Source organism: Mangrovihabitans endophyticus (assembly GCF_014646155.1).
GTDB lineage: Bacteria > Actinomycetota > Actinomycetes > Mycobacteriales > Micromonosporaceae > Actinoplanes > Actinoplanes endophyticus.
The window spans coordinates 1-25,055 of sequence record NZ_BMMX01000048.1 but is presented as its reverse complement, the minus strand read 5'-3'; the positions used below and the strand labels follow the sequence as shown (position 1 = coordinate 25,055).

18 protein-coding genes are annotated in these 25,055 nt (G+C 72.2%); 7 read left to right on the top strand and 11 right to left on the bottom strand.

Translation table 11 applies throughout. The features are described from left to right. The 10 genes from IEY73_RS28755 to IEY73_RS28710 all read right to left on the bottom strand — a co-directional run bounded on the left by IEY73_RS28755 (position 1) and on the right by IEY73_RS28710 (position 15,572). Positions 1–348, bottom strand: coding sequence for a molybdopterin oxidoreductase (locus IEY73_RS28755; RefSeq protein ID WP_189082475.1), 348 nt, complete (start codon positions 346–348; stop codon positions 1–3). Between the two features lie 3 nt (positions 349–351). Then, positions 352–2,463, bottom strand: coding sequence for a molybdopterin oxidoreductase family protein (locus IEY73_RS28750; protein WP_189082474.1), 2,112 nt, complete (start codon positions 2,461–2,463; stop codon positions 352–354). A gap of 118 nt (positions 2,464–2,581) precedes the next feature. After that, positions 2,582–3,703, bottom strand: a complete 1,122-nt coding sequence (locus IEY73_RS28745) for a uroporphyrinogen-III synthase (protein WP_189082473.1) — start codon at positions 3,701–3,703, stop codon at positions 2,582–2,584. A 75-nt stretch (positions 3,704–3,778) separates the two neighbouring features. Then, positions 3,779–6,655, bottom strand: a complete 2,877-nt coding sequence (locus IEY73_RS28740; RefSeq protein WP_189082472.1) for an FAD-binding and (Fe-S)-binding domain-containing protein — start codon at positions 6,653–6,655, stop codon at positions 3,779–3,781. 345 nt (positions 6,656–7,000) lie between these two features. After that, entirely contained in the window at positions 7,001–7,720 is a 720-nt protein-coding gene (locus tag IEY73_RS28735; protein ID WP_189082471.1) for a phosphatase PAP2 family protein, read from the bottom strand. 10 nt (positions 7,721–7,730) lie between these two features. Beyond that, positions 7,731–8,456 (bottom strand): phosphatase PAP2 family protein, encoded by a 726-nt coding sequence (locus IEY73_RS28730; protein ID WP_189082470.1) that lies wholly within the window; start codon positions 8,454–8,456, stop codon positions 7,731–7,733. A 116-nt stretch (positions 8,457–8,572) separates the two neighbouring features. Further along, positions 8,573–8,983 (bottom strand): hypothetical protein, encoded by a 411-nt coding sequence (locus IEY73_RS28725; RefSeq protein WP_189082469.1) that lies wholly within the window; start codon positions 8,981–8,983, stop codon positions 8,573–8,575. Beyond that, positions 8,983–12,525, bottom strand: a complete 3,543-nt coding sequence (locus tag IEY73_RS28720) for an ALF repeat-containing protein (protein ID WP_189082468.1) — start codon at positions 12,523–12,525, stop codon at positions 8,983–8,985. Before IEY73_RS28720 ends, IEY73_RS28725 begins: the two co-directional genes overlap by 1 nt. Before the next feature lie 177 nt (positions 12,526–12,702). Next, complete coding sequence (locus IEY73_RS28715; RefSeq protein WP_229716247.1) at positions 12,703–13,185, bottom strand: hypothetical protein; 483 nt, start codon at positions 13,183–13,185, stop codon at positions 12,703–12,705. Between the two features lie 188 nt (positions 13,186–13,373). After that, complete coding sequence (locus tag IEY73_RS28710) at positions 13,374–15,572, bottom strand: glycoside hydrolase family 9 protein (RefSeq protein ID WP_189082467.1); 2,199 nt, start codon at positions 15,570–15,572, stop codon at positions 13,374–13,376. Positions 15,573–15,725: 153 nt separating this feature from the next. Here IEY73_RS28710 and IEY73_RS28705 point away from each other — a divergent pair, with 153 nt between their 5' ends. The 6 genes from IEY73_RS28705 to IEY73_RS28680 all read left to right on the top strand — a co-directional run bounded on the left by IEY73_RS28705 (position 15,726) and on the right by IEY73_RS28680 (position 22,053). Continuing rightward, entirely contained in the window at positions 15,726–16,631 is a 906-nt protein-coding gene (locus tag IEY73_RS28705; protein WP_189082466.1) for a phosphotransferase family protein, read from the top strand. A 227-nt stretch (positions 16,632–16,858) separates the two neighbouring features. After that, a complete protein-coding gene (locus IEY73_RS28700) occupies positions 16,859–17,863 on the top strand; it encodes a hypothetical protein (RefSeq protein ID WP_229716246.1) in 1,005 nt (334 codons plus the stop codon). Between the two features lie 95 nt (positions 17,864–17,958). Then, positions 17,959–19,290 carry an ABC transporter substrate-binding protein gene (locus tag IEY73_RS28695; RefSeq protein ID WP_189082465.1) on the top strand — a complete coding sequence of 444 codons (1,332 nt, stop codon included), beginning with the start codon at positions 17,959–17,961 and terminating at the stop codon, positions 19,288–19,290. Next, positions 19,245–20,135 carry a carbohydrate ABC transporter permease gene (locus IEY73_RS28690; RefSeq protein WP_229716245.1) on the top strand — a complete coding sequence of 297 codons (891 nt, stop codon included), beginning with the start codon at positions 19,245–19,247 and terminating at the stop codon, positions 20,133–20,135. The genes IEY73_RS28695 and IEY73_RS28690 overlap by 46 nt, the downstream gene beginning before the upstream one ends. After that, the gene (locus tag IEY73_RS28685; protein ID WP_229716244.1) at positions 20,132–20,935 is read left to right on the top strand and encodes a carbohydrate ABC transporter permease; all 804 of its coding nucleotides are present in this window, start codon (positions 20,132–20,134) and stop codon (positions 20,933–20,935) included. Before IEY73_RS28690 ends, IEY73_RS28685 begins: the two co-directional genes overlap by 4 nt. 23 nt (positions 20,936–20,958) lie before the next feature. Then, positions 20,959–22,053: an ABC transporter ATP-binding protein gene (locus IEY73_RS28680; protein WP_189082464.1), complete on the top strand. Its 1,095-nt coding sequence runs from the start codon at positions 20,959–20,961 to the stop codon at positions 22,051–22,053. An 18-nt stretch (positions 22,054–22,071) separates the two neighbouring features. Here IEY73_RS28680 and IEY73_RS28675 read toward each other — a convergent pair whose 3' ends face one another. Next, positions 22,072–23,487 carry a sugar transferase gene (locus tag IEY73_RS28675; RefSeq protein WP_229716243.1) on the bottom strand — a complete coding sequence of 472 codons (1,416 nt, stop codon included), beginning with the start codon at positions 23,485–23,487 and terminating at the stop codon, positions 22,072–22,074. Positions 23,488–23,570: 83 nt separating this feature from the next. On the opposite strand from IEY73_RS28675, the gene IEY73_RS28670 reads away from it, so the two are divergent. Beyond that, complete coding sequence (locus IEY73_RS28670; protein ID WP_189082463.1) at positions 23,571–24,647, top strand: LCP family protein; 1,077 nt, start codon at positions 23,571–23,573, stop codon at positions 24,645–24,647. Positions 24,648–25,055: the final 408 nt, after the last annotated feature.

Sequence of the window (25,055 nt, the reverse complement as noted above, 5' to 3'; positions counted from 1 at the left end):
TCAGACCTCCACCAGGCCCAGGTCGATCACCACGTTGCCGGTGACCCCGGCGGGCGCGGCCACGTGCAGCTCGACGGCGGTGCCGGAGTCCAGGTCCTCCACCACGCGCAGCGAGACGTGCGCCTGGCCCTTGGCACCCAGCGGGAAGTACCGCATCGGCTTGCCGTCACGCAGCAGCACCACGCAGATCAGCTCCGCGCTGGAGTTGCCGCCGCGGAAGTAGACCGCCTGGGCGGTGACCCCGTCGGGCACCACATAGGACAGCGCCACGTCGACCGGCACCGGCTGGTCCAGGCCCTTGCCCTCGAAAGGAAAGACGCCTTGCAGGAAACGGGGTGTGGATCGCACCGATCAGTCCCTTCTCGTCAGAAGCGTGACAGCCACCGCGCACGTCTTGAACGCGGGCATGCGGGAATGCGGGTCCAGCGCCGGGTCGGTCAGCGCGTTGGCGCCGGGCCAGTGGAACGGGGCGAAGACGGTGTCCGGGCGGATGCCCGGGTCGAGCCGGGCGCGCAGCGTGGCGCGCCCGCGGCGGCTGCGCAGCTCCACCAGGTCGCCGTCCGCGATGCCGTGCCGCCGGGCCAGGTCCGGGTGCATCTGCGCGCGCGGTTCCGGGGCGGCCACGGTCAGCGCCTTGACCCGCCGGGTCTGCGTGCCGCTCTGGTACTGCTGCATGGTGCGGCCGGTGGTCAGCACGTACGGGAAATCGGCGTCCGGCATCTCCGCCGGGTCGCGGTGCGCGACCCGGTGGAAGCGGGCCCGCCCGTCCGCGGTGGGGAACGTCTCGGTGAACAGGCGCGGCGTGCCGGGATGGTCCTCGTCCGGGCAGGGCCAGAACACGCCCTGCTCGGCGTCGATCCGCTCGTAGCTGATGCCGGCATAGTCGGCCTTGCCGCAGGCGCTGGCCCGGCGCAGCTCGTCGAAGACCGCGCGCGGGTCGGCGCGGAACAGGTGGCCACGCCCGAGGCGGTGCGCGAGGGTGGCCAGCACCTCCAGGTCGGTGCGCACACCCGGTGGCGGGTCCAGCGCCCGGCGCCGGCGGATCACCCGGCCCTCCAGGTTGGTCATCGTGCCCTCCTCCTCGGCCCACTGCGCGGTGGGCAGCACCACGTCGGCCAGGTCCGCGGTCTCGGAGAGGAAGAAGTCGGAGACGACCAGCATGTCCAGCGCGCGCAGCCGGTCGATCACGTGCGTGGAGTGCGGCGCGGAAACGGCGATGTTGCTGGCCAGCACGAGCAGGACCCGCACGCCGCCGTCGGTGCCCAGGCGGTCGAGCATCTCGTACGCGCTGGGGCCGGGCTGCGGCAGTTCGTCCGGGTCGACGCCCCACACCGCGGCCACGTGCGCGCGGGCGGCCGGGTCGGTGAGCATCCGGTATCCGGGGAGCTGGTCGGCCTTCTGCCCGTGTTCGCGCCCGCCCTGCCCGTTGCCCTGGCCGGTGATGGTGCCGTACCCGGAGGCCGGCCGGCCCACCAGGCCGAGCGCCAGCGCCAGGTTCACCCACGCCTGCGCGGTGTCGGTGCCGTTGCTGTGCTGCTCGGCGCCGCGGGCGGTGAGGATCATCGCCGGGCGTTCGGCGGCCAGCAGCCGCACCGTCTCCCGCATGTCCGCCGCGCTGACCCCGGTCATCCGTTCCACCCGGTCCGGCCAGTACGCGTTGGTGGCCGCGCGGACCTGCGCGAACCCGGTGGTGCGGGCCGCGATGTAGGCGGAGTCGATCAGGTTCTCCCGGATCGCGATGTGCATCAGGGCGTTGGCCAGCGCCAGGTCCGTGCCGGGCAGGATCCGCAGGTGCCGGTACGCGCCACGGGCGGTGGCGGTGCGCCGCGGATCGACCACGATGTGCCGCGCCCCGGCGTCTCGTCCCGCGTCCAGGTACTGCATCGACGGCGGCATCACGTCGGCCGGGTTGGCGCCGACCAGCAGCACGGTGCGCGCCCGCGCCACGTCCGCGAGCGGGAACGGCAGGCCCCGGTCCACCCCCAACGACCGGTTGACCGCGGTGGCCGCGGACGACATGCAGAACCGTCCGTTGTAGTCGATGCTCGCCGAGCGCAGCGCCACCCGCACGAACTTGCCCAGCGTGTACGCCTTCTCGTTGGTCAGCCCGCCGCCGCCGAACGCGCCCACGCTGTCGTTGCCGTACCACCGCTGGCTGTCCCGCACCGCCGTGACCACCCGGTCCAGCGCCTCGTCCCAGCTCGCCTGCCGCCAGGGGCTGGACCGGTCGCCGGGCACCGTGCGCACCAGCGGCTCGCGCAGCCGGTCCGGATGGTCCAGCAGTTCCGCCGCGGTGAAGCCCTTGGCGCACAGACCACCCCGGTTGACCGGGAAATCCGCCGGTTCCAGCCGCACGGCCGGGTCCCTCCGCACGGCCGGGTCCCTCCGCACCGCCGGGGCCTGCGGATGCAGGGTGATGCCGCACTGCAGGGCACAGTACGGGCAGTGGGTATCGACCGGCATGGCCCTGATGCTGTCGCGGGCACGTTACCGCAGGGCACCGCCGACGTTGCGCCAGTGTTCGGTGGCTCCCACAAACGGCCGGCCGCCGTTGTGAGACGGGCCCGCCGACGGCACGCGATCAGGCGCCCGACTGGTCGACCCGCAACCGGTACCCCCGCTTGATCACCGTCTCGATGTGCTTGCCGGAGCCGAGCGCCGCGCGCAGCCGGGCGATCGCCACGTCCACCGCGTGCCCGTCGGTGCCCCGCGGCAGCGCGCCGGCCAGCCGGTCCCGGGACACCACCACACCCGGCCGGGCGGCAAGCGCGCCCAGGATCGCCATCGGCACGGGCGCCAGGGTGCGCAGCACACCGTCCACGATCACCGCGTGTCCGCGGACCTCCAGCAGCGAACCGGCGACCAGGATCCGGGCGGCCCGGCGCGGCAACTCATCGGTGACCAGCCGGATCAGCGCACCCAGCCGGAACCGTTCCGGGGTCACGACCGGCACCTTCCGCTCGACCAGCGGACCCGCGGTGACCGGCCCGACGCAGGCCGCCATGACGCCGGAGCGGAACTTCTCCAACACCTCCCCGGTGCCGTCACCGGCCACCTCCAGCACGGCACGCACGGCGAGCGCGCTGGTGAACGTGACCGCGTCGATCTGCCCGGCGGTGATCAGCTCGATCATCCGGCGCACCGGGGTCAGGTCGGTCGGCAACGTCCACCGGTAGACCGGCACCTCCACCACGGCGGCGCCGCCGGCGCGCAGCGCCGCGACGAAGCCGGCCTGCGGGTCGCCGTGCAGTTGCACCGCGATGCGGTGGCCCGTGACCCCCTGCGCGAGCAGGCGCTGCAGGATCTCGTCCGAGGACTCGGTCGGCGCCGCCCAGTCCTCGCTGAGCCCGGCGGCCCGGATCGCGCCGCACGGCTTGGGCCCGGAGGCGATCAGTTGCGCGCCGCCCAGCGCGGCACGCAGCCCGTCGCCCATCCCCCACCCCTCGGCCGCCTCCAGCCAGCCGCGGAAGCCGATGCCGGTGGTGGCGATCACCAGGTCGGGGGCGAGGCCGATGCAGGCGGCGGTGGCGGCGTGCAACGCCTCGTCGTCGGCCAGCGGCACGATGGTCAGCGACGGCGCCATGACCACGCGGGCGCCGCGGCGGGTGAGCAGCGCGGACATCTCTTCGCGGCGACGCTCGGCCGTCACCGCCACGGTGAACCCGGCCAGCGGGCCGGACGGTTCGACGGCCAGATCAGTCATGCGGATCCTCGGTGCAGGGTCCTCAACCATCCGTGCCGGGGATTTCGCCGCGGAGTAGCGGAGATTTCCGTGCTGTCAACGGCAGCTCACATCGCCCGGCGGCTTCTCCGCGGGCGCGTCCGGCAGGGCGTCGGCGAGCACCTCGGCCAGATGCCTCGACCGGTGCTGCGGCGCCAGCGACGCCACCTGCGTGCGGCAGCTATACCCGTCGGCCAGCACCGTGGCGTCCGGGCCGGCGGCGTCCAGCGCGGGCAGCAGATGCAACCCGGCGACCTTCGCGGACACCTCCTCGTGCCCGCGTTCCATGCCGAAGTTCCCGGCCAGCCCGCAACAGCCGGCGATGGTCTCGGTGACCGTCGCCCCGGAGCCCGTCAGCAGCTCCAGATCCGCGGCGAACCCCCACCCGGAACGCTGGTGACAGTGCGGCTGCAGGGCCACTCGCGTGCCGGACAGGTCGAACCGTCTGTCACCCGCGAGGAGCTGGGCGAGCGAGACGATCCGGCCGGCCAGGCGTGCCGCGCGCGGGTCGTCGGCGAGCAGTTGCGGCAGTTCCTCCCGCAGCGAAGCGGCGCAGGACGGCTCCAGCACCACGATCGGGGCGTCCGAGTCGGCGATGTGGTCCAGGGTGCGGCGCAGCACCTTGGTGGCGTGCCCGATCTGGCCGGTGCTGATCCACGTCAGGCCGCAGCAGACCGGGCCGGAGGGCACCACGACGGTGTGCCCGGCGGCCTCCAGCACCCGCACCGCGGCGAGGGCCACCTGCGGCTCCAGGTGATCGGTGAAGGTGTCCGGCCACAGCACCACCTCGCCCCGGCCCGCGCCGGACCGGCCCGCGCCGGACCGGCCTTCCGCCCGGCCGGACGCCCGCTCGTCCGGCCGCCCCGCCGCCCGGCCCCGCGCCCGGTGCAGGGACCGGAACGAGCGCCGCGGGATCGGCGGCAGCGTCCGGTCGCGGGCCAGCCCGCCCAGCCGCATCGCCAGCCGGCCCAGCGCCGGGCTGCGGCTCAGCACCGACGCGACCGGACCGAGCCGGTGACCCAGCCGCAGCCACGTGGGCAGCCAGCCGAGCACGTAATGCGACCTGGGGCGCAGCCGCCGCCGGTACCGTTGCTGCAAGAAGTGCGCCTTGTAGGACGCCATGTCCACCCCGGTCGGGCATTCCGACTTGCAGCCCTTGCAGGCCAGGCACAGATCCAGTGCCTCGGCGACGGGCGCCTGCGTGGTGGCGCCGGTGACATAGTCCTGCAACAGCCGCGCCCGGCCGCGGGTGGAATGCCGGTCGTCGCGCACCGCCTGGAAACTGGGGCACATCAAGGCGTCGGTCTGGGTGGACACGCACTTGCCCACTCCCACGCATCGGTGCACCGCGGCGGCCAGGTCGCCGCGGTCGGCGTGCAGGGTGAGCGGCGCGGTCAACCGCCGGGTCACCGGCCGCGCCGGGGCCAGATCGTCGGTGATCGCCGGGGGCGCGACCACCACCTGCGGATTGAGCGTGCCCGCGGTGTCCCAGATGCCCTTGAACTCGGCGAACGCGGCGAGCACCGCGGGTGGGTACATCTTGGCCAGCAGCTCGCCGCGGGCGCGGCCGTCGCCGTGCTCGCCGGAGACGCTGCCGTGGTGGGCGACGATGACATCGGTGGCACGGGACATGAACGACGCGAACCGGTCCACCCCGGCATCCCCCGCGAAGTCGAAGTCCAGCCGGATGTGCAGGCAGCCCTCGCCGAAATGCCCGTACGGCGAACCGGTCAGCCCGTACTCGTCCATCAGCGCGCGGAAGTCCCGCAGATAGGAACCGAGGTGCTGGGGTGGCACCACGGCGTCCTCCAGGCCGGGCCAGGCCGCGGCCCCGCTGGGGGCACGGGTGGCCCGGCCGGCGCCGTCCGCCCGCAGCGCCCAGATCTGCGCGCGGGCCGACGCGTCCAGCACCACCGCGCAGGCCGGATCCGCCGGGGTGCGCCCGATGGCGGCCGCCAGCCGTCCGGCGTGTTCCGTCACCTCGGCCACCGAGTCGCCGCCGACCTCGGCGAACAGCCACGCCTTTCCGGCCGGCAGCAGACCCTCCACGGGCAGCCCGCCGAGCAGGTCGACGGAGAAACCTTCCAGGGTGTACGGCTGGTGTGCCAGCAGCGCGGGAACCGCGTCGGCGGCCTCCACGTCGTCGTCGAACCCCAGTACCAGCAGACCCAGTGCGACCGGCGGGCGGACCAGACGCAGCGTCGCGCCGGTCACCGGCGCGCAACCGCCCTCGGTGCCGACCAGCGCCCGCGCCACGTGGAAACCCTGTTCCGGCAGCAGATGCTCCAGGCCGTACCCGGAAACCCGGCGCGGCCACGGGGTCAGCTCCCGCCGCAGCAGGGCGAGGTGCCGGTCGGCGAACGCGCGCAGCTTCGGTTCCAGCCCGGCCGGGGCGGCACCCGCGCCGACGGTGCTGATCCGCCCGGCCGACCAGACGTCCAGCGTCTCCACGTTCTCCGCGGTGGTCCCCCACCGCACCGAGTGCGATCCGCAGGCGTTGTTGCCGATCATGCCGCCGAGGGTGCAGCGGTTGGCGGTGGACGGGTCCGGGGCGAAGCGCAACCCGTGCGGCGCGGCGGCCTTCTGCAACGCGGTCAGCACCACGCCCGGCTCCACGTGCACCGTGCCGGCCGCCGGGTCCAGGTCGGTGATCGCGGTCAGATACCGGCTGCAGTCCACCACCAGTCCGGTGCCGATCGCGTTGCCGGCCACGCTGGTGCCCGCGCCCCGCATGGTCACCGGCACACCGAGCCCGCGGGCGGCCTCGACGGCCCCTGTCAGCCCGGCCACCGTACGCGGGCGGGCCACCACCGACGGGAGCACCCGATAGTTCGAGGCGTCCCGCGCGTACGCGGACCGGGAGGCCGCGTCGTGCAGGACCTCGCAGTCGGTGTCCGCACGCAGGGTCGTGGCGAGGCGACGGTCCAGATCCATGGCACAAGTTCAGCGCGTCCAGCCCGGTGAGACGAACGTATCTACGTACCGACACGTCGGGCGCGCGATGCGGAACGGACGGCGAGGGGCGGGCGGCGGCCGAGCCCGGCGACGGCGCGCCTCCGTTGTGCCTCTCGCGCCGGCGGCGCGCTCAGCCACCGCAGTCGGCCCGCCGCTTTCACTGTCGTTCATGGAGGGGGCTTCCGCGATGCCCAGGACCGGCAGTTGGGCGGCAACTTTGGGGGGGCCGCTGGGCGGCGACCTCCTCCGACAGGCCGACCGGAGCCGCCGCTCGGCCCGGCCGGGATCGGCCGAGCGTACGATCCCGGTACCGGTTTCGCGGGCTCAGGCAGCCGCCGACGGAGTGGTCGGGCGGGACGCCTGCGCGCGAGGCGGCCGGCGCGACGGCAGCGCCCACCGCACGGCGCGGTCGAGGATCGCACGCGCCATCACCGTGATGCATATCGCCCCGTTGACGAACGACGCGGTCACGTCGCTGGGATGGTGCATGCCCCGGTAGAGACGCGCGAGCGCGACCGCGACCGGAACCAGCACCAGGCTCCAGCAGATCACCTTCAGCCAGGTACGCCGCACCTGCAGCGCCAGCACCAACGCCAGCCCGACATAGAGGGCGAAGGCGGCCGAGGTGTGACCGGACGGGAAGCTCGACGTGGGCGGGGACTCGTCCATCTTCGGCACGTCCGGCCGGCTGCGGTCGATGAACAGCGTGGTGAAGAAGAACACCACCGCCTGCGCGCACACCGCGGCGCACAGGAACAGCGGCTCCCGCCAGCGCTTGAGTACCAGGCGCAGCACGACCGCCACCGCCGCGGTCACCGCGATGATGACCGGGGTGCTGGCCAGCGTGCTGAAGAACAACGAGACCGCGCTCCACCCACCGGTGCGCTCACCGGCGAACCCGCGGTCCACGCCGTCCTCCACGGTGAACGGCCAGGTGTGCGCGAACACCTTGGTGACCAGCAGGCCGAGCCCGATCATCGCCAGCAGAAGCACGGCGATCGGCAGGATGATGCGCTTGAACACCTGAACCACGAACCTTGACACGCCGGGCCTGTTACCCGCGTGCGCCCGGATCGACACCTTCGCGGGACATCGTCGCGTGTCGCCGGCCGGTGCGGTGACGCCAGCCGTCGAAGACACCCGCGGTCACCGCCACCACCGCCACTCCCATCAGCCAGCCCGCGAGGACGTCGCTGGTCCAGTGCACGCCCAGACCGATCCGGCAGAGGCCGGTGATCAGCGGCAGGACCAGCGCGGCCACCCACAGCGCGATGCGCAGCCGGGGCCGGTCCGGGATCAGGCTCAACAGGACGAGCAGCAGCACCCCCGCCCCCAGGGCCGCGTTGAGCGCGTGACCGGAGGGGAACGAGAACCCGGCCGCCTGGGCGACCGGGTTCAGCAGGTCCGGGCGATGGCGCCCGACAAGCAGTTTCAGCCCCGCCGCCAGCACCCCGCCCACCGCCATCGTGACGACGATCCACCAGGCCAGCCGCGGCGCGCCCCGCCGGAACAAGATGATCACCAGGACCAGCGCGGCCAGCCGCCACGCGTTCGGGTCGAACACCACGCTCCAGACCAGCATGAACCGGACCAGCGCGGCATGGCCCTCCGCGACCGAGTGCAGCGCGTCGGTGACCCCCGCGTCGAGATGGTGCAGCGGCCCCCAATCGCCGATCACCCAGATCGAGAGCAGGGCGGACGGGACGAGGACCGCAAGGGTCAGGGCGGCGGCAGCGGCGAGCCGCAGACCCAGCGAGCGGTCGCGATCTTGGACGGGCATGAACGCTGCATACCCCGTCCGCGGCCCGGTTATCTCAGGCACCACCCCTAAGCATCCTAGGAGGATAGGCTGTCGGGTGGAGGCTGTCGATCCCCGGGGCCGTGAAGCGGCGCAGCCTACGGTCCCGGCTGGACCACCAGCAGGGCCACCAGGAGGAGCCCCACCGGCAGTTCCCACCAGCCCAGCACCCCCGCGACCAGCGCGGGCAGTTCCACCGCCAGGATGGTGACCAGCCGAAACCGGACGCGCGGAAGGTTGCGGTAGCCCCGCGCGACCGCCAGCGAGGCAACACCCACGGGCACCGCGATCCACCAGAAGAGCCCGACGTCGACGATCGCCGCCTTCACGTTCTCCCCCAGCGCTCTGCCGGGCGAGACCCTCTCCTCGAAGACGACCGCCGCCCCGCAGAACACCAGCATGTAGAGCCCGAGGTGGCCGAGGATCCACGGCAGGGCGCCGGCGGACGCAACGGCCTGCCGTGCCCTCGACCACAACGGACGTTCCACCGTCGTCACACGCTTCGGCATCAGTAGTTTCGGCAACTCGCGAGCTGAGGCATGATCGGACAGTACTCCTGGCGCAGCCGGTACAGCTCAAGCGTGCTGTCGTGATTGCTGAATCCGTTGCGCCACTCCTCCTCCCGGTCGTCGGTGAAGTCGTTGAGCTGCCAGGCCGGGCCGAGCGGGCCGTAGTGCCGCGCCCGCGCCAGGTCCGTACCCGTCGTCGCGCCGCCCTTGAACTGCACGACCTCGAAGTCGGGATACGGGTCACCCTTGATGCTGACCACCGTGTCCGAGCCGATATTGATCTTGATGTGCTGGTTGATGTAGGGCAGGAAGCCGACGCCCGATTGCGACGAGATGTCGAACTCCAGCGATCCGTTCCCGCCGTGCACTCCCGTGAGGTCGTTGCCCTCGCCGATGGGGTGCGGGTCGACGCAGAAGTAGATGGTGCAGCTCGGCGAGGCGGAGAAGCTCAGTTCACCGGTCTCGGTGTTCCAGGCCAGGTTCACCCGGTAACCCGCACCGGCTTCGTTGGAGAACGTACGCCCGTCACCCTTGCCGCACGGCACGCCGACGTCGCAGTAGAAGTATTTGTCGCTGATGAACAGCCGGAAGATGATGATCCCGTTGCCCGGAGCCCGAGCGTCGGACGGGAACGTCTGGCGCGCCTCCCCGTCCGGCGGCGGGCCGAAGAAGATCTGTTCCGGAGTGAGCAGTTCGTCTTGCTCCTTGAGCAGCACCCACTGCTTCAGCGCATCCTGCGCGGCCTGGACCGCGACCTCCACGCTCTCCCCGGCGTCCAGCGCCGACTGCTTCGCCTGCGCGGCGTAGCCCTGCGCCCGGTTGGCGCTGTCCCGGGCCCGCACCGCCGAGGCGGTTGCCCGGTTGGCCGAGGACTGGGCACGGGCCGCGGCGGCCCGCGCGGAGTTCGCCGCGTTCCGGGCCACCGCAGCGGAGTTCGCCGCACTGTTCGCCGCCGACTTCGCCGCCGCCGCGGACTGCTTGGCCTGCGACGCGTACACCGCGGCAGCATCCGCGGACTGCCGCGCCGCCGCCGCGGCGGCATCGGCGTCGTCGCTGGCCTGGCGTGCGGTCGCCGCGACCTGTTCGGCGTACGACGCGTCCGCCTGGGCGGTGGACGCCGCACTCTGCGCCTCCAGCACATACTGGTGGATCGTGGCGGCGTGAATCTGAGTGTCGAGGTCGCGCACGGCGGCCCGGTACTGAACGACATCGATGAAATGCACCACCGATTCCCGCGTGCCGCTCAGTGCGATCTTGCCGGCCGACTCCACCTCGGGTCCGCCGTTCTCGACCAGATCGGCGACCACGATCCGCTTGTCCTGCTCGGCCGCTGCGTACTGACCGGCGCGCAGGAACTCGTGCACGGCCTGCGGTCCGGCCCGCAGCGCAGCCTTGCCCGCCGACTTGGTCGCCGGCCCGCCGGCGGAGATGAGATCCGCGACCGCCACCCGGTCGTCGAGCGCCTTGGTGTCGTAGTCCGGGTACTTGAGGAACGCGGTCACCTCGGCGTGTGACCCGCTCAGCACCGCTTCCGCCGCGGCCCGTTGCGCAGGCTTGTCCGTCTCGTCGGCCAGGATCCGCACCCGTTCGCGGTCGTCCTGTTCCGCGGCGACCTCGCGTCCCTCGGCCAAGAACGACCGCATGTCCTCGATCCCGCCGGCCAGGGCGTTCTGAGCCGCGACCCGGGTCCACTGACCGCCGGTGCGGGTCAGCTCGACCGCGGCCCGGCGACCCTTGTCCAGCACGTCTGCGTCCGCGGCGTCCGGCGCCGATGCGGCGGCCAGCAGTTGCGCCGTCCCGGCGTCGACCCGCTCCAGCTCGGGCACGTCTTCCGGCAGCTCGGCCGGCGTGGCCAGTTCCTTCTCCCGTTGCTCGGCCGCCTCCGCGACCGCTTCGCTGGTCTGCGATTGCAGCTCGTCGGCCTCGGCCTGGCGGGCCAACTGCTCCACCTCCACGGCCTGGGCGGCGGCCTGGGTCGCGGTGTCCGCAGCGACCGCTGCGGCCTGGGCGTGCTTCTCGGACTCGGTCGCCGCCCGGTCAGCCTCTCCCGCGTGTTCCGCCGCCTCATCCGCGGCGTCCGCCGCGTTGCGCGCGTGTTGCGCGGCGTCGGCCGCGTAGTCCCGGGCTTGCCGGGCGGCGGCGGCAGCCCGCCGGGCGAGCGTTTCGGTCTTGTCGGCAGCGGCATCCGCCACCGTCGCCAGGCGGCGGGCCCGAGCAGCGGCGGCACGCGCCTTCGCCGCCTCAGTTTCGGAGATGTTGGCCTGCGCACCGGCTCGTTCGGCGGCCGACGCGGCGCGCTGGGCGTTGGTGACCGCGCTCCGCACCGAGGCGATGGCAGACGCCGCCGCGTCGGCGGCGTCGCCCGCCGCGCCGGCCGCGGCGGAAGCGGCCTCGGCGGCCTGCGCGATGCCCCGGGCCTTGACGGCGGCGGCCGCGGCAGCCGCCGCCTTGTTCTCGTCGGTGGCCGCGTCGGCTGCGGCGTGGTAGGCGTCGGACGCGGCACCACCGGCCGCGGCGGCAGCCGCCCCGGCGCGGGCGGCGGCGTTCGAGGCGACCCGGGCGGCATTGTTCGCCGCCCGCGCCGCGCTGACCGCGTCGCGGGCGGCAGAGGCGGCCCGCAGCGCGGCGTCCGCCGCGCGGCCCGCAGCGGACGCGGCCTTGCGGGCGGAGTCCTGCGCGGCCTCGGTCTCGTCGGCGGCTCGCTCCGCGGCATCGCGGGCCAGCCGGGCCGCGGTCACGGCGCGTTCGCTGGCCTCCTGCGCCTGGAGCGTCTCCCGCCGGGCGGTCTGCTGTGCCTGATCCGCCTGCGCCAAAAGCTGCGTGATCGACAAGGTCTCGTCGTCCCGCGCCTGGGCCACGGCGAATCCACGGTCCAGAAACTCGGCGACGTCCTCGGCGGTGCCACGCAACGCCTCCGCGCCGGCGCTCTGCACCTCGTCGCCGCCGGATTCGATGAGCGCCGCCACGGCGATCCGGTTGTCCTCGACCTGCGCCTGGATCTGGCCGGTCTCCAGGAACGTCTGCAACGCGTCACCACCGGCGGCCAGTGCGGCCTGCCCCGCGTCGACGGTCGCCGGACCACCCACGGCGATGATGTCGGACACGGTGACCCGCATGTCCACCATCAACGCGGGCCGGAACCCGCCGTCCAGGAACGCCTCGACGTCGGCGTCAGTACCGGCCAGCGCCTGTTCCCCCGCTTCGACGGTGGCCGGGCCGGCGGCCGCCATCACCGTTTCCACGGCGATCCGCCGGTCCTGGGCGCGGGCCTCGAACTGGCCGCTGTCCAGGAACGCGTCCATGTCGGCCTGGTCACCGGTCAACGCGTACTCGGCGGCGTCGGACAGGGTGTCGCCGCCGGACACCAGGGCGGCCACGGCGCCCGCGCGGTCGGTGGCGACGGTGAGGTCGTCGGGCACGGGCTGCGCCGCCAGCGCCGGGTCAGCGGGTATCGGTGCGGCGAGCCCGAGAAGGGCGACGACGGCCACGGCGACTCCGCGGCTGAGCCGCGGCCGTCGTGGTGCGGCGAATTGCTGTGGCATGGGCAACTCCTGGTGCCAGAGGGGAGGGCGAGCGACGCCTGCTCACGGCCACGCGACATCGCGGCGTCTCCACGTGCGGCATGCCGGAAGGCAGACCAGCTCTGGGACGCCGGGAAGGGGGCCGTTGAGGCGAAGGGCCGGGCCGCAGATTCCGCGTCCGGCCGGGGATGGGGAGTGTCAGACCGTCAACTCGAGCAGAACCGCGTGGTTCTTGGGATCGGCGGCGCCGACCGCCTCTCCGTCGTTGGCCGGCACGACCACCGGCGGTTGTTCCTCACCCGCGACGGTGATCGTCGCCGTGACGGACTCGTCACCGGCCCAGATGAAGAAGACCTTCGGAATCTCCAGGCTCAGCTGACCATGGTCGCCGCGCACCGCGAAGCAGTAGACGGCGTCGGAGACGTTGTTGTACGACTCGACCTCGATCAGATCGCTCTGCGACCCGCACTCGACAAGGGTGATGTTGCCGTCACCGCTGACCAGCGTGATGTGGCGGGACGCCTCGATCGCCGCCGCGCCCGGATAGGTGTAATCCTCGACGAGGCTCGGTGGAGCGCTCTCCGGGTCGGCCTGAGCCGAGACTGCGTGAATCAGCGAGCCGGCGATCGTGCCGGCCACGACCAGCCCTCCGGCCAGCGCGGCCTTTCGTGTCACATGCATGTGAACCTCCCCGTGAAGGCCATCCACTGATGCTCATGGATGATCCTTTGGGCAGGCTAATAGAATCGCGCAGACCCCATGGTCCGCTATCAAGTGACATATTTCACTATGTAAGGCGATGCGTGCGCCGACGGCGGCGACCCGTCGCTGCGGGTCGCCGCCGTCGGTGCACTCCACTTCGGACAGGGTCAGTGCTGCTCTGCGGCGAAGGCCGCCACCCACGCCAGCGGCGCGTTCCAGTTGATGGTCTCCTCGTTCGTCGACCACGACTGGATGTCGTCGATGTAGCAGAACTGCGCCACGCATCCCGTCAGTTTGCTCTGCGCGTACGGGTCCTGGATGGACGAGTTGGGTCCGCCCGCCAGCGTGCCGTCCGGCGGGTGCGGCAGCGCCGGGTCGAGCTCGTGGGCATACCACCGGCTGTGCTGGTTCTGCGCGGACACCTCGCCGTAGCCGGTGACGTACGACCGGTTCAGCGCGTTGCGTCCGAGCAGATAATCCATGCCCTCCAGGACACCGTCACGGTACTCGGCGCGATGCGTGAGGTCGTAGCCGTACGCCATGACGGTCATGTTGTTGAGGATGGCGCTGTTCGAACCCCAGTCCCACATGTTCCCGGGCGGGGCGTACGGGACGCCGTACGGGTGCGCCCGGGCGATGGCGAGGTACTTGTCGGCGGCGCGCACGACGGAGCGCCGCACCGCGTCCCGACCGGGCAGCCGGGACGGCACCAGCGCGAGGTCCAGCCGTCCGGCCGCGGCGGTGTTCTTCCAGTCGAACGCGCCCGGACCGAACACGTCGGCGGTGTGCAGCGGGGATTCCAGCACCGCATGGGCGTACTGCCGTTCGCCGGTGGTCAGGTAGAGCTCGGCGGCGGCCCAGTAGAACTCGTCGGTGACGGTGTCGTCGTCGTACGTGCCGCCGCCGACACCGTCGTCCGGGGAGGCGTACATCTGCGGGTGCGCCAGGGCGGCGGCGTACGCGGTGCGGGACGCGGCGAGGGCCCGCTGGGCGAACGCCCGGTCGTACCGCCGGTAGAGGCGTGCGGCCTGCGCGGCGGTGGCGGCCAGGTTGAGGGTGGCCGCGGTGGACACCGGGTGCAACTGACGCTGCTGCGGGTCCAGGTGCGGCAGCAACGGCAGCCCCGTCCAGTTCTCGTCGTGGATCTTGTGGTGCGCCATGCCCGCGTACGGTTCACCGGCTGGCACCTGCATCTTCAGCAGGAAGTCCAGCTCCCAGCGGGCCTCGTCGAGAATGTCCGGTACGCGGTTGCCGCTCTCCGGGATGGCCAGGTCGATGCCGGCGGACCCGGCGTGCCGCCGCAGGCTCGACCGCTCGTACTCGTTGAGCATCTGCCACACCGAGATGCCGCCGTTGACCACGTACTTGCCGTGGTCGCCCGCGTCGTACCAGCCGCCGGTGACGTCCAGCGTGTAGTCGCACACGCCGGGCTGGCAGGGCACCGCGCCGTCGCCGAGGTTCGGGGCGACGTCCACGTGACCGGCCGGCCGGCCGTACCCGGGGCGCAGCGCGTCGTCGATGGCGATGCCGCTGCGCTGGGTGTAGAAGAACTTCAGCGCGTCGGTGCGCAGGGTGTCGTACGCGTCGGCGTCGATGTCGAACGGCCGGCTGGTCTCCCCGTCGGCAACCAGGGTGAACCCGGAGCCGGAGCGGTGGTACCGGCCGAAGTCGATGCGGTGCACGTTCTGCCCGGACGACTCGTCGACGCCGCGCGGATCGGTGCGTCCGCGGGCCACCACCCGTCCCCGCTCGTCGCGCAACTGCCACGGCAGGGCGGTCTGCGCGTCGGTGACGAGGGTGGCGTTCTTCGGCCCGCGGGGCAGGTAGGCGACCTGGTTGACGCGCACCCGCGGCCCGGTGTCCGGCTGGTAGACCTCGGGCGGCACGCCGCCCAGCAGCGACACGTCGTCGAGGCAGAACCGCCACCCTTCGGCGCCGCCGCCCACCTGGAACGCGACCTGGGCGTGGTCGCTGCTCACCGGGGCGGTGAACGTGTCCTGACCGGCGGCGGCCTCGAAGTACGTGTCGTACGGCGCCTGCGCGTCGCCGACGATGGCCCGCACGGCGTGCCCGTCGGTGCTGCCGGAGGTGTCGAAGGTGAAGCGGTAGGTCTCCCCCTCGACGAGGTCGATGTCGTTCTGTCCGATGGCGACGTCCCACCGGTTGGTGGTGCCGCCGGGCACGTCGATGCAGGCCCGGCCGTCGTCCAGGGTCATCGGGATGCCGGACGTGGACCACCAGGGGTCGGTGGTGCCATCGAAGCCGCCGTTGACCACTTGCTCTATCTCGTCGGCGCGGGCCGGCGCGGCGACCAGGGCGGTCAGCAGAACGCCGGCGGACACGGCCGCCAACGGTCGACGGATCATGAAAAGCCTCCTCGGGCAGGGGACATCCTGGGAGCGCTCCCAGAGGCCGATGCAGATATGTTGATGTCCCGGTCACCGCCTGTCAACGATGTCGAAACAATCGAAGCGCGACGCCGGTAAGTTTCGCGCGCGGCGGACGCGGATACTGTCCCGATGCACACCACGACGGCCCGCGACATCGCCGCCGAGCTGGGCGCCGACCTCACCTCGGTCACCACGCTGGCCGGGGGCTTCTCGCACGAGACGTCCCTGCTCACCACCTCCGCGGGCACCGTGGTGGCGCGCGTCGGCGGCGCCGGCACCGGGGTCGAGGCCGCCGTGATGGCCGCCGCCGCGCGGCATGTCCCGGTTCCCGGGGTGCTGCTCGCCCGGCCGTGGCTGATGGTGATCGAGCACGTGAAGGGCACGCTGCTGGAGCATGCTCTCGCGACGATGACGCACGATCCCCCGTCCGCGCGCGCCCTCGGCGCCGAGGTGGGCCGGGTGGCGGCGGCCGTGTCCGCGGTGCGGTTCGCGCGGCCGGGCTTCTTCACCGGCGCCGACCTCGCGGTGGGCCCGCAACCGCCGTGGTCGCAGCAACTGGCGCCGTTCGCGGACGGGTGCATGGCGACGGTGCCGGAAGAACGGCTGGACGCCGCGACCCGCCGGGCATGGGCGGCGCTGTGCGCGCGGCGGGCGCCGGACCTGCGCGAGATCGACGAGCATGCGCGCCTGGTACACGCCGATCTCAACCCGAAGAACATCCTGGTCTCCGGGACGGGCCCGGCCTGGCGGGTGGAGGCACTGCTGGATTGGGAGTTCAGCATCGCGGGATGCGCGTACGGGGATGCGGCGAACATGGCCCGGTTCGGCGCGGACTACCCGGACGGTTTCCTGGCCGGATTCACCGCGGCATTCGCCGCGCACCAGCCGGACGAGCTGCCCCCGCCGGCCCACTGGCAGCGCCTCGGCGAGGTGATGGACATGTTCGCGCTCAGTGACCTGGTGACCCGCCCCGCCGGGCACCTGGTCGCCGATCGGGCGGCCGGGGTCATCCGGCGCATGATCCGCGCGGGCTGAGCCCGGACAGGGCCACGCCACGATTTGTTCGCCCGCGCGACATTCCCGCGCGGCTCCCCCGCGGCCGATGATCGCATAGATTCGCGTTCATCAATCCCTTTCGGATGTGGGAGCGGAACATGCTCAAGTCACTGAACCTTTTTCACCGTGGCGAGGCCGGCAGATGCCGCCGCTGGTCGACGGCGCGCAACCGACGGGCTCGATGCCAGGTTGAAAAAGGGTCACTGGTGGCACTGGCGGTCGTGGCCGCCGGCCTCGCCGTGCCCGCCGCGCCGGCGCAGGCCGCGGTCGGCCGCGCCGACCTGGCGCTGCGCTGGGCGCCGATCCACTACCAGGATGTCGACCAGACCGGCAGTCACGCGCTCGGCGGCAAGGCCGACTGGATCGCCAGGGTGGACTACGACGGCAACCTGAACGGGCGCGACAACTGGGACCACGCCGCGCAGGCCGGGCCGGCCAACGTCTACTACTCCGTGCTGGAGACCAGCACACACTGGTACCTGACGTACTTCTTCTTCCACCCCCGCGACTGGATCGACCACCCGTTCTTCGAGACCGAGCACGAGAACGACGGCGAGGGCGTGATGTTCGCCGTCGAAAAGGACGGTTCCCCGTACGGCGTGCTGCGCGCGGCGGTCACCGTGGCGCACAGCGACTTCTACTCGTACACGCCGTCCGGCAGCACCTGGACCAGCGGGCGGGAGAGCGTGGACGGCACGTTGCAGATGCAGTCGTCGCCGCACGACTCGTTCCAGCACCCGGTCACCGCGCAGGAGACGCACGGCCACGGGCTGAAGGCGTACCCGCAGTACACCATCGTCGGCGACGGCATCGTCTACTACCCGTCGACGGTCGCCGAGACGCCCAGCAGCTCCGACGACCGGGACGTGCAGTACAAGCTGGTCGACATCTTCGCCTCCGGCGGGCTGTGGGCGCAGCGCGACAACACCTCGCTGTTCGCGGTGCTCGGCACGTTCGCCGGTGACACCTCGGGCGACTGCGGCGTGGGCACCTACGCCTGCACCACCAACTCGGCGAACGCCCCGTGGGGCTGGGACGACGGCAACGACCTGCCGGGACGCGGCGAGATCGGCACCGACCCGGCCAAGCTGTCGGCGGAGTACTTCACCATCCCCGGCGGCGTGTCCCGCTCGTACACCTACAACCCGTACAGCGCGGCGGCGGCGGCGCTGAAGAAGGCCGCCGAGACGGCTCCCCCGGTCGTCGACTGATCCCGGGCAGCCCGGCCCGCGGCGAAACACGGATGTCGCGCAACCCGGAGATCGCATAGATTGATTCGCATACGTCAGCGAGGAGGGGGCGGGCGATGACACCGGGATCAGCGCGGATCAGCAGACGGGCCCTGCTCGCCGCGGGCGTCGGCACGGCTGCGGCGCCGTTGCTCGGCGCGTGCGGCGGGGTGTCCACCAACGGCGCCGGCGACGACGAGAACGCGGTCGTCCTGATGTCCAACCAGTTCAGTCCGGTGGAGGAGAAGCAGCGCTTCGAGAAGATCCTGTCCGACCGGGTCACCGGCGAGCGGGTGGCCTTCAATCAGATCGACCCGGGCGTGTTCTCCTCCACCTTCCAGGCCCAGGTGGACTCCGGCAACGTGCGCATCTCCGCGGTCGGCGCGCTGCACGGCGACCTGGCGCCGCACGCGAGCCGCCTGATCGACCTCGACGACGTGCTCGCCGCGCTGGGCGACCGCGGCTTCGACGCCGACCTGACCGATCTGGCCAAACTCGGCGGTGACGCCACCAAGTACATCCCGTGGATGCAGGCCAGTTATGTGCTGGCGGTGCACAAGAAGGCCCTGCAGTGGCTGCCCTCCGGCACGGACGTGCAGCAGATGACGTACGACCAGTTGCTGTCCTGGATGACCGCGGCGCGCGCGGGCAACGGCGGCACCCCGGTGTTCGGCATCCCGGCCGGGGTGAAGGGTCTCTACCACCGCTTCTTCCAGGGCTTCCTGCTGCCCAGCTTCACCGGCGGGCAGATCACCACGTTCCGCAGCCCGGAGGCGGTCACCGCCTGGCAGTACATGAAGGAGCTGTGGGCGCAGAGCGCGCCCGCCTCGACCACGTACGACAACATGCAGGAGCCGTTGCAGCGCGGTGAGGTGCTGGTCGGCTTCGACCACGTGGCGCGGCTGGTCGCCGCGCCGCGGGACAACCCCGGCGACTGGATGATGGTGCCCGCGCCCAGTGGCCCGAAGGGGTTGGGATACATGCTGGTGCTGGCCGGGCTGGGCATTCCCCGCGGCGCTCCGCAGCAGGCCCCGGCCAAGGACGTGATCAAACAGCTCACCGGCCCGCAGGTGCAGCTCGACGTGCTGCGCCAGAACGCGTTCTTCCCGGTGACCAACGCGAAGATCCCGGCCGACCTGCCCGCCGAGGTGGCGATGGCCGAGGCAGCGGTGCGTCAGCAACGGCAGGCCCCGAACGCGATCCTGTCGCTGCCACCGGTCGGGCTGGGCGCCCGCGACGGCGAGGTGGCGCAGTTGTTCAAGAACTGCTTCAAGGAGATCTGCCTGGACGGCAAGCCGATCCCCCAGGTGCTGGACGCGCAGGCGGGCCAGCTCAACAGGATCATGGACGAGCTGAAGGTGCCGTGCTGGCAACCGGACCCGGCCGCCGCCGCCTGCCGGGCGGCTTGATGGCGGCCGGCCCCGCCCGGCGGGCCCTTCCGCTCATCCTGCCGTCCCTGCTGTTCATGACCGCGCTGTTTCTGCTGCCGCTGATCACCGGCGTCGCGCAGGCATTCCGCGGGCCGGACGGCCTCACCACCGGGTACCTGCGGCGCATGGTGGACGACCCGTACTTCTGGCAGGCCGCCCGCAACACCGCGCTGCTCATCGTGGTGCTGATCCCGCTGCAGTTCGCCCTGGCCCTGGCCATGGCGTTGCTGCTGCGGGAGCGGCCGAGGCTGGCCGGGCTGCACTTTTACATCTGGGTGATCCCGCTGGCCATCAGCGACCTCGCGGCGGGCCTGGTCTGGCTGTCCATCTTCACCGACCGCGGCTATCTGAACTCGGTGCTGGACGCGGCCGGGATCTCCCCGTACGCGTGGCTGTCCTTCCAGCATCCGGCCACCATGTTCCTGGCCGTGGTGATCGCCGAGCTGTGGCGGGCCACCTCGCTGGTCTTCGTGATCGTGGTGGCCGGGATGCAGGGTGTGCCGCGCGACTACGACGAGGCGGCGGCGGTGTTCGGCGCGAGCTACTGGCAGCGGGTGCGTCACGTGCTCCTGCCGCAGCTACGGCCCAGCCTGCAGGTGGCGCTGATCCTGCGCACCATTCTGGCGCTGGAGGCGTTCGCGGTGGCGCAGGCGCTCACCGGGCGCAACTTCCCGCTGCTGGTCGGCGAGACCTACCAGTGGTACACGGCGTTGCAGAACCCGAACGTGGCCACCGCCGTCGCGCTTGTCGTGCTGCTGCTGTCGGTGGTCGCCGCGGTCGGATACCTGCGCCTGATGCGGCACGGCCCGGAGCCCGGCCGGTGAGGGCGCAGCGGCTGTGGGTGCAGGCCGCCTGCGTGGCGATCAGCCTGTTCATGGGGGTGCCGATCTATCTGATCACGCTGGCCGCGCTGTCCAGCCGGGAATCGCTCAACGACTTCCCGCTGTCGCTGCTGCCCACCCACCCGTCCGGCGAGACGATGTCCACCTTCCTTCGGTCCACCGGCATCCTCGGCGGCCTGGTCAACTCGCTCACCGTGGGCCTGAGCACCGTCGCGCTGTCGCTGGCGGTCGGCCTGCCCGCCGGGTACGCGCTGGCCCGGTACGCGTTCCGCGGCCGGGACGCGTACCAACTGAGCCTGCTGCTCACCCGGGCGCTGCCGATCGTGGTGCTCTCCGTGCCGCTGGCCAAGGTCTTCCTGACCACCGGGCTCTACGACACCGCGTACGCGGTCACCTTGCTGCACACCGCGCTGGCGCTGCCGACCACCGTGCTCATCTCCGCGGCGATCTTCGTCGGTGTGCCCCGGGAGCAGGAGGAGGCCGCGATGATCTTCGGAGCGTCGCCGATGGCCGCGTTCGGCCGGGTGGTCGTGCCGCAGGCGCTGCCCGGCATCGCCGCCTCGGCCATCTTCACGTTCGTGCTGTCCTGGAACGAGGTGCTCGGGGCGAGCATCCTCACCCTGAACCGGCGCACGCTGCCCGCGCAGGTGCTCGCCACCCTGGGCGAGTCGCCGCTGGCGTTCCGATTCGCCGGCGGTCTCGCACTGGTGCTGCCCGCGCTGGTCTTCATCGCGGTGGTCCGCCGCTACCTGCTCAACATGTGGGGCACCCCGCTCCGTTAGCCACGAGGGAGGCGACCCCCGCCATGGCCGCAGTGGTCATCGAGAACCTGGTCAAGACCTATCCGTCGGGACACCGCCGGGCCACCGACGACGTCACGCTGGAGGTGTCCGACGGAGAGTTCCTGGTGCTGGTCGGCCCGAGCGGCTGCGGCAAGACCACGCTGCTGCGGATGGTGGCCGGGCTGGAGACCCCGGACGCCGGGACGGTGCGCATCGGCGAGCGCGACGTCACCCGGCTGCCCGCACGCCACCGCAGCCTGTCCATGGTCTTCCAGTCGTACGCGATCTTCCCGCACATGACGGTCCGGCAGAACATCGGCTTCGGGCTGACCATGGCGAAGGTGCCGCGCGACGAGTGGGCGTCGCGGGTCGCACGCGCGGCCGGCCTGCTCAACCTCGGTGACCAACTGGACCGGCACCCGGCGCAGTTGTCCGGCGGTCAGCGACAGCGGGTCGCGGTGGCCCGCGCCATCGTGGTGAACGCGGACGTGCTGCTGATGGACGAGCCGCTGTCCAATCTGGACGCCCTGCTGCGGATGCAGTTCCGGGCCGAGCTCAAGCGGATCGTGGCGCGGCTGGGCACCACCACGCTCTATGTGACGCACGATCAGGCCGAGGCGATGTCGCTGGGCGACCGGGTGGCGGTGATGCGGGAGGGGAGCATTGCCCAGCTCGGCACGCCGATGGAGGTGTACGACAGGCCGGCGCAACGGTTCGTGGGCGGATTCCTGGGCACGCCGCCGATGAACTTCTTCGACGCCGTCGTGGCGCCGGACGGCCACGCGGACCACGACAAGCCGGTCCGGCTGACCGCCGGCGACCGGGTGATTCCCGGCCCGGCACGGCTGTCCGGATGGGCGGGCCGGCCGGTCACCGTCGGGGTGCGGGCGGAGAACATCGAGGTGTCCCTCCAGGACGGTCCCGGTCGGTCGCACGCCGAGGTGGAGGTGGCCGAGCCGACCGGGGCGGCCATGCTGCTCACCGTCCGGTGGGGCGGCGACGAGCTGAAGGTGCTGGCGCCGGCGGCGTTCCCGGCGCGCCCCGGCGACCGGGTGTGGCTGGGCATGCCCGAGCACGCGCTGCGATGCTTCGACCCGGAGACCTCGCTCGCCCTGTGACCTGTCACCGGCGGGCGGTCACCGGCCGCCGCCGTGCAGGACCTCGGACACCGTCCGCACGATCACCTTGACGTCCAGCCAGAGCGACCAGTTCTCGATGTAGTAGTTGTCGAACCGCGCCCGGTCCGAGATCGGCGTGTCGCCGCGCAGCCCGCTCACCTGCGCCAGCCCGGTCAGCCCGACCGGCACCCGGTGCCGCATCGCGTAGTCGGGATAGTCCGCGGAGAACCGGTCCACGAAATAGGGGCGCTCCGGTCGCGGACCGACCACCGTCATGTCGCCGCGCAGGATGTTCCACAACTGCGGGAGCTCGTCCAGCGATGTGCGTCGCAGCAGCCGCCCGACCGGGCCGATGCGCGCCTCGCCGGCGATCGACCAGGTGGTCTGCGCCTCGTCGGCGTCCCGCGGCCGCAACGACCGGAACTTCAACAGCCGGAACGGCTCGCCGTACCGCCCGACGCGCTGCTGCCGGAACAGCACCCCCGGCCCGCCCTCGACGAGGATGGCCAGCGCGCAGAGCGCCATCACCGGGCTGAACAGCACCAGCCCCACGGCGGCGAAGGTGACGTCGAAGGCGCGCTTGATCATCCACTGCGGACCCATCAGCGCCGGGCGGCGCAGCCGGGTGACCGGGATCGCGCCGATGTGGTCGGGCAGCCCGTGCTGGCTGTGGAACTCGCGCAGCCGCGGCACCACCCACAGGTCGCAGGCGGCCGCGCCGGGCTGCCGCACGGCCCGCAGCAATTGCTCGTCCGGGCAGGTCACATCCGCGACGATCACCACCTCGGCGTGCACCAGCCGGATCATCTCGGCCAGCTCGTCCACGCGCCCGAGCAACGGCTGCCCGTCATCGTCGGCGTGGTCGGCCGACGGCACGTCGACGAAGCCGGCGAAATGCAGCCCGTACTGCGGGTAGCGGCGCAGCAGCCGGGCCAGCTCGACGGCCACCGGGCCGCCGCCCACGATGATCGCCGAATGCTCCACCCAGCGGTGCCGGCGGGCCACCACGACCGCGGTGCGGGTGAGCGCCCGGCCGGCCAGCACCAGCGCCGCGCTCACCGCGACCTGGTGCAGAAATCCGACAACGTACGGCACGGAGTCGTGCCGGGCTGCGGCGATGATCGCCACCACGGCGGCCGCGGCCAGCAGCCGCACGCACAGGCTGGGCAGTTCGTCCAGGAAGCTGACGTGCCGACGGCCGGCGTACAGCCCGCCCATCGCGAACGCGACAACGGTGACCACGCCGGCCGCGATCAGGCCCTTCCAATAGTGCCGGTCCCAGACCAACGGAAGCAGGAACGCGCCCAGGTCCACGGGCATGGCCAGCATGTAGGCGCGCAACGCCCGGGTGCGCCCAGCGGCGGCGGAGGCCACATAGGGCAGGACGGCGGTCGACGCGGTCGACGGACGCGTCGAAGCATCGATCCGGGTCATGTCCTCCCCCATGGCAGACCTCGAAACCGCACCGGACACTACGAGCATCGTGGATATTTACACAGCCCGCTACCATCCGTGCCATGTCCGTCGATGCCAAGTTTGTCGATAGTGCCCCGGAGGGCGGGCCGGGCGGCACGCCGCCGCGGCACGTCGCCCCCCGGCGCCGGCATCCGCTGCGCCGGGTGCTGCTGGTGACCCTGGCGGTGCTGCTGGTGGCGGCCGGCGGCACCGCGGTGGCGATGACCCTGTACGCGAGGGACATCGACCACGACATCGCCCGGATCCCGACCTTCGATCAGGTGCCGCTGCGCAACCGGCCGGCGAAGGAGGCCGCGGCCGGCGACGCGATGAACTTCCTCATGCTGGGCAGCGACACCCGCGACCCGGGATCCACCGGAGGCTCGCGCAGCGACACCATCATCGTGCTGCACCTGCCGAAGGACCGGTCCGGAGCGCAGATGGTGTCCATTCCCCGCGACACGTGGGTGCACGTGCCGCGCAGCGCGGACGGGCGCCACGGCGGCGTCACGGCGAAGATCAACGCAGCCTTCGCATGGGGTGGCGCGCCGCTGATGGTGCAGACCGTGGAGGACTACACCGGCGTGCGCATCGACCACATGGTGATGGTCGACTTCTCCGGGTTCAAGGACATCGTGGACGCCCTCGGTGGCGTGCAGATCGACGTGGAACGGGCCTTCACCTCCACCCACTCGCTGAATCCCGACAGCATCCGTCACTTCCGCGCCGGGCCGCAGACCATGGACGGCGCGGCGGCGCTGGACTACGCCCGGGAGCGGTACGCGTTCGCCGACGGCGACTTCGCCCGGATCCGGCACCAGCAGCAGGTCATCAAGGCGATCCTGAGCAAGGCCTCGTCCGGCGGCATGCTGGCCAACCCGGCCCGGCTGAACTCGTTCCTGCGCGCCAGCGCGGACTCGGTGGCCGTGGACGACACCTTGAACATCATCGGCACCGCGGACGACCTGCGACATCTGCGCAGCGAGAACCTGACCTTCTGCACCAGCCCGAGCGCGGGCACCGCGATGCGCGGCGACCAGAGCGTGGTGCTGCCGGACACGGCAAAGGCCAAGAAGCTGTTCGCCGCGGTGCGCCGCGACGACGTGCCGCAGATCATCGCGCTGGGCACCGACAAGTAGACCACCCGCCCCGCCCGCTCGCGTCGCGTCGCCCCGCTCACCCGGGCCACTCACCCGCCCACCCGCCAACCCGCGCCGCGTCGCCCCGCTCGCCCGCCCGGGCCACTCACCCCGCTCGCTCGCCCGCGCCGCCCACCCTGCCCCGCCCCGCCGCCCGTCGCGTCGCCTCGCCCGTCGCTCGCCCCGCCGATCTTGACGTTTCTGGGGGTGCTACGCGGCATAAGCGCCTTTCGTCCGCACAGAATCTCCAAGATCGACGGCTGCCCCGGCCACCACCCCGTCGATCTTGGACTTTGTGGGGAGGAATAGGGCTTTCGTGGCGGTATGTGCTCCCGCAAAGTCCAAGATCGACGGGGCGGGGGCGGCGGGCGGGGGCGGGGGCGGGCGGCGGGCGGCGGGTGCGGGCGG

Excerpts from the sequence above, each read along its gene's own strand:
- IEY73_RS28750 (WP_189082474.1), bottom strand. The coding sequence starts at position 2,463 with ATGCCGGTCGATACCCACTGCCCGTACTGTGCCCTGCAGTGCGGCATC.
- IEY73_RS28745 (WP_189082473.1), bottom strand. The coding sequence starts at position 3,703 with ATGACTGATCTGGCCGTCGAACCGTCCGGCCCGCTGGCCGGGTTCACC.
- IEY73_RS28740 (WP_189082472.1), bottom strand. The coding sequence starts at position 6,655 with ATGGATCTGGACCGTCGCCTCGCCACGACCCTGCGTGCGGACACCGAC.
- IEY73_RS28730 (WP_189082470.1), bottom strand. The coding sequence starts at position 8,456 with ATGCCCGTCCAAGATCGCGACCGCTCGCTGGGTCTGCGGCTCGCCGCT.
- IEY73_RS28725 (WP_189082469.1), bottom strand. The coding sequence starts at position 8,983 with ATGCCGAAGCGTGTGACGACGGTGGAACGTCCGTTGTGGTCGAGGGCA.
- IEY73_RS28720 (WP_189082468.1), bottom strand. The coding sequence starts at position 12,525 with ATGCCACAGCAATTCGCCGCACCACGACGGCCGCGGCTCAGCCGCGGA.
- IEY73_RS28715 (WP_229716247.1), bottom strand. The coding sequence starts at position 13,185 with ATGCATGTGACACGAAAGGCCGCGCTGGCCGGAGGGCTGGTCGTGGCC.
- IEY73_RS28710 (WP_189082467.1), bottom strand. The coding sequence starts at position 15,572 with ATGATCCGTCGACCGTTGGCGGCCGTGTCCGCCGGCGTTCTGCTGACC.
- IEY73_RS28705 (WP_189082466.1), top strand. The coding sequence starts at position 15,726 with ATGCACACCACGACGGCCCGCGACATCGCCGCCGAGCTGGGCGCCGAC.
- IEY73_RS28695 (WP_189082465.1), top strand. The coding sequence starts at position 17,959 with ATGACACCGGGATCAGCGCGGATCAGCAGACGGGCCCTGCTCGCCGCG.
- IEY73_RS28680 (WP_189082464.1), top strand. The coding sequence starts at position 20,959 with ATGGCCGCAGTGGTCATCGAGAACCTGGTCAAGACCTATCCGTCGGGA.
- IEY73_RS28675 (WP_229716243.1), bottom strand. The coding sequence starts at position 23,487 with ATGACCCGGATCGATGCTTCGACGCGTCCGTCGACCGCGTCGACCGCC.
- IEY73_RS28670 (WP_189082463.1), top strand. The coding sequence starts at position 23,571 with ATGTCCGTCGATGCCAAGTTTGTCGATAGTGCCCCGGAGGGCGGGCCG.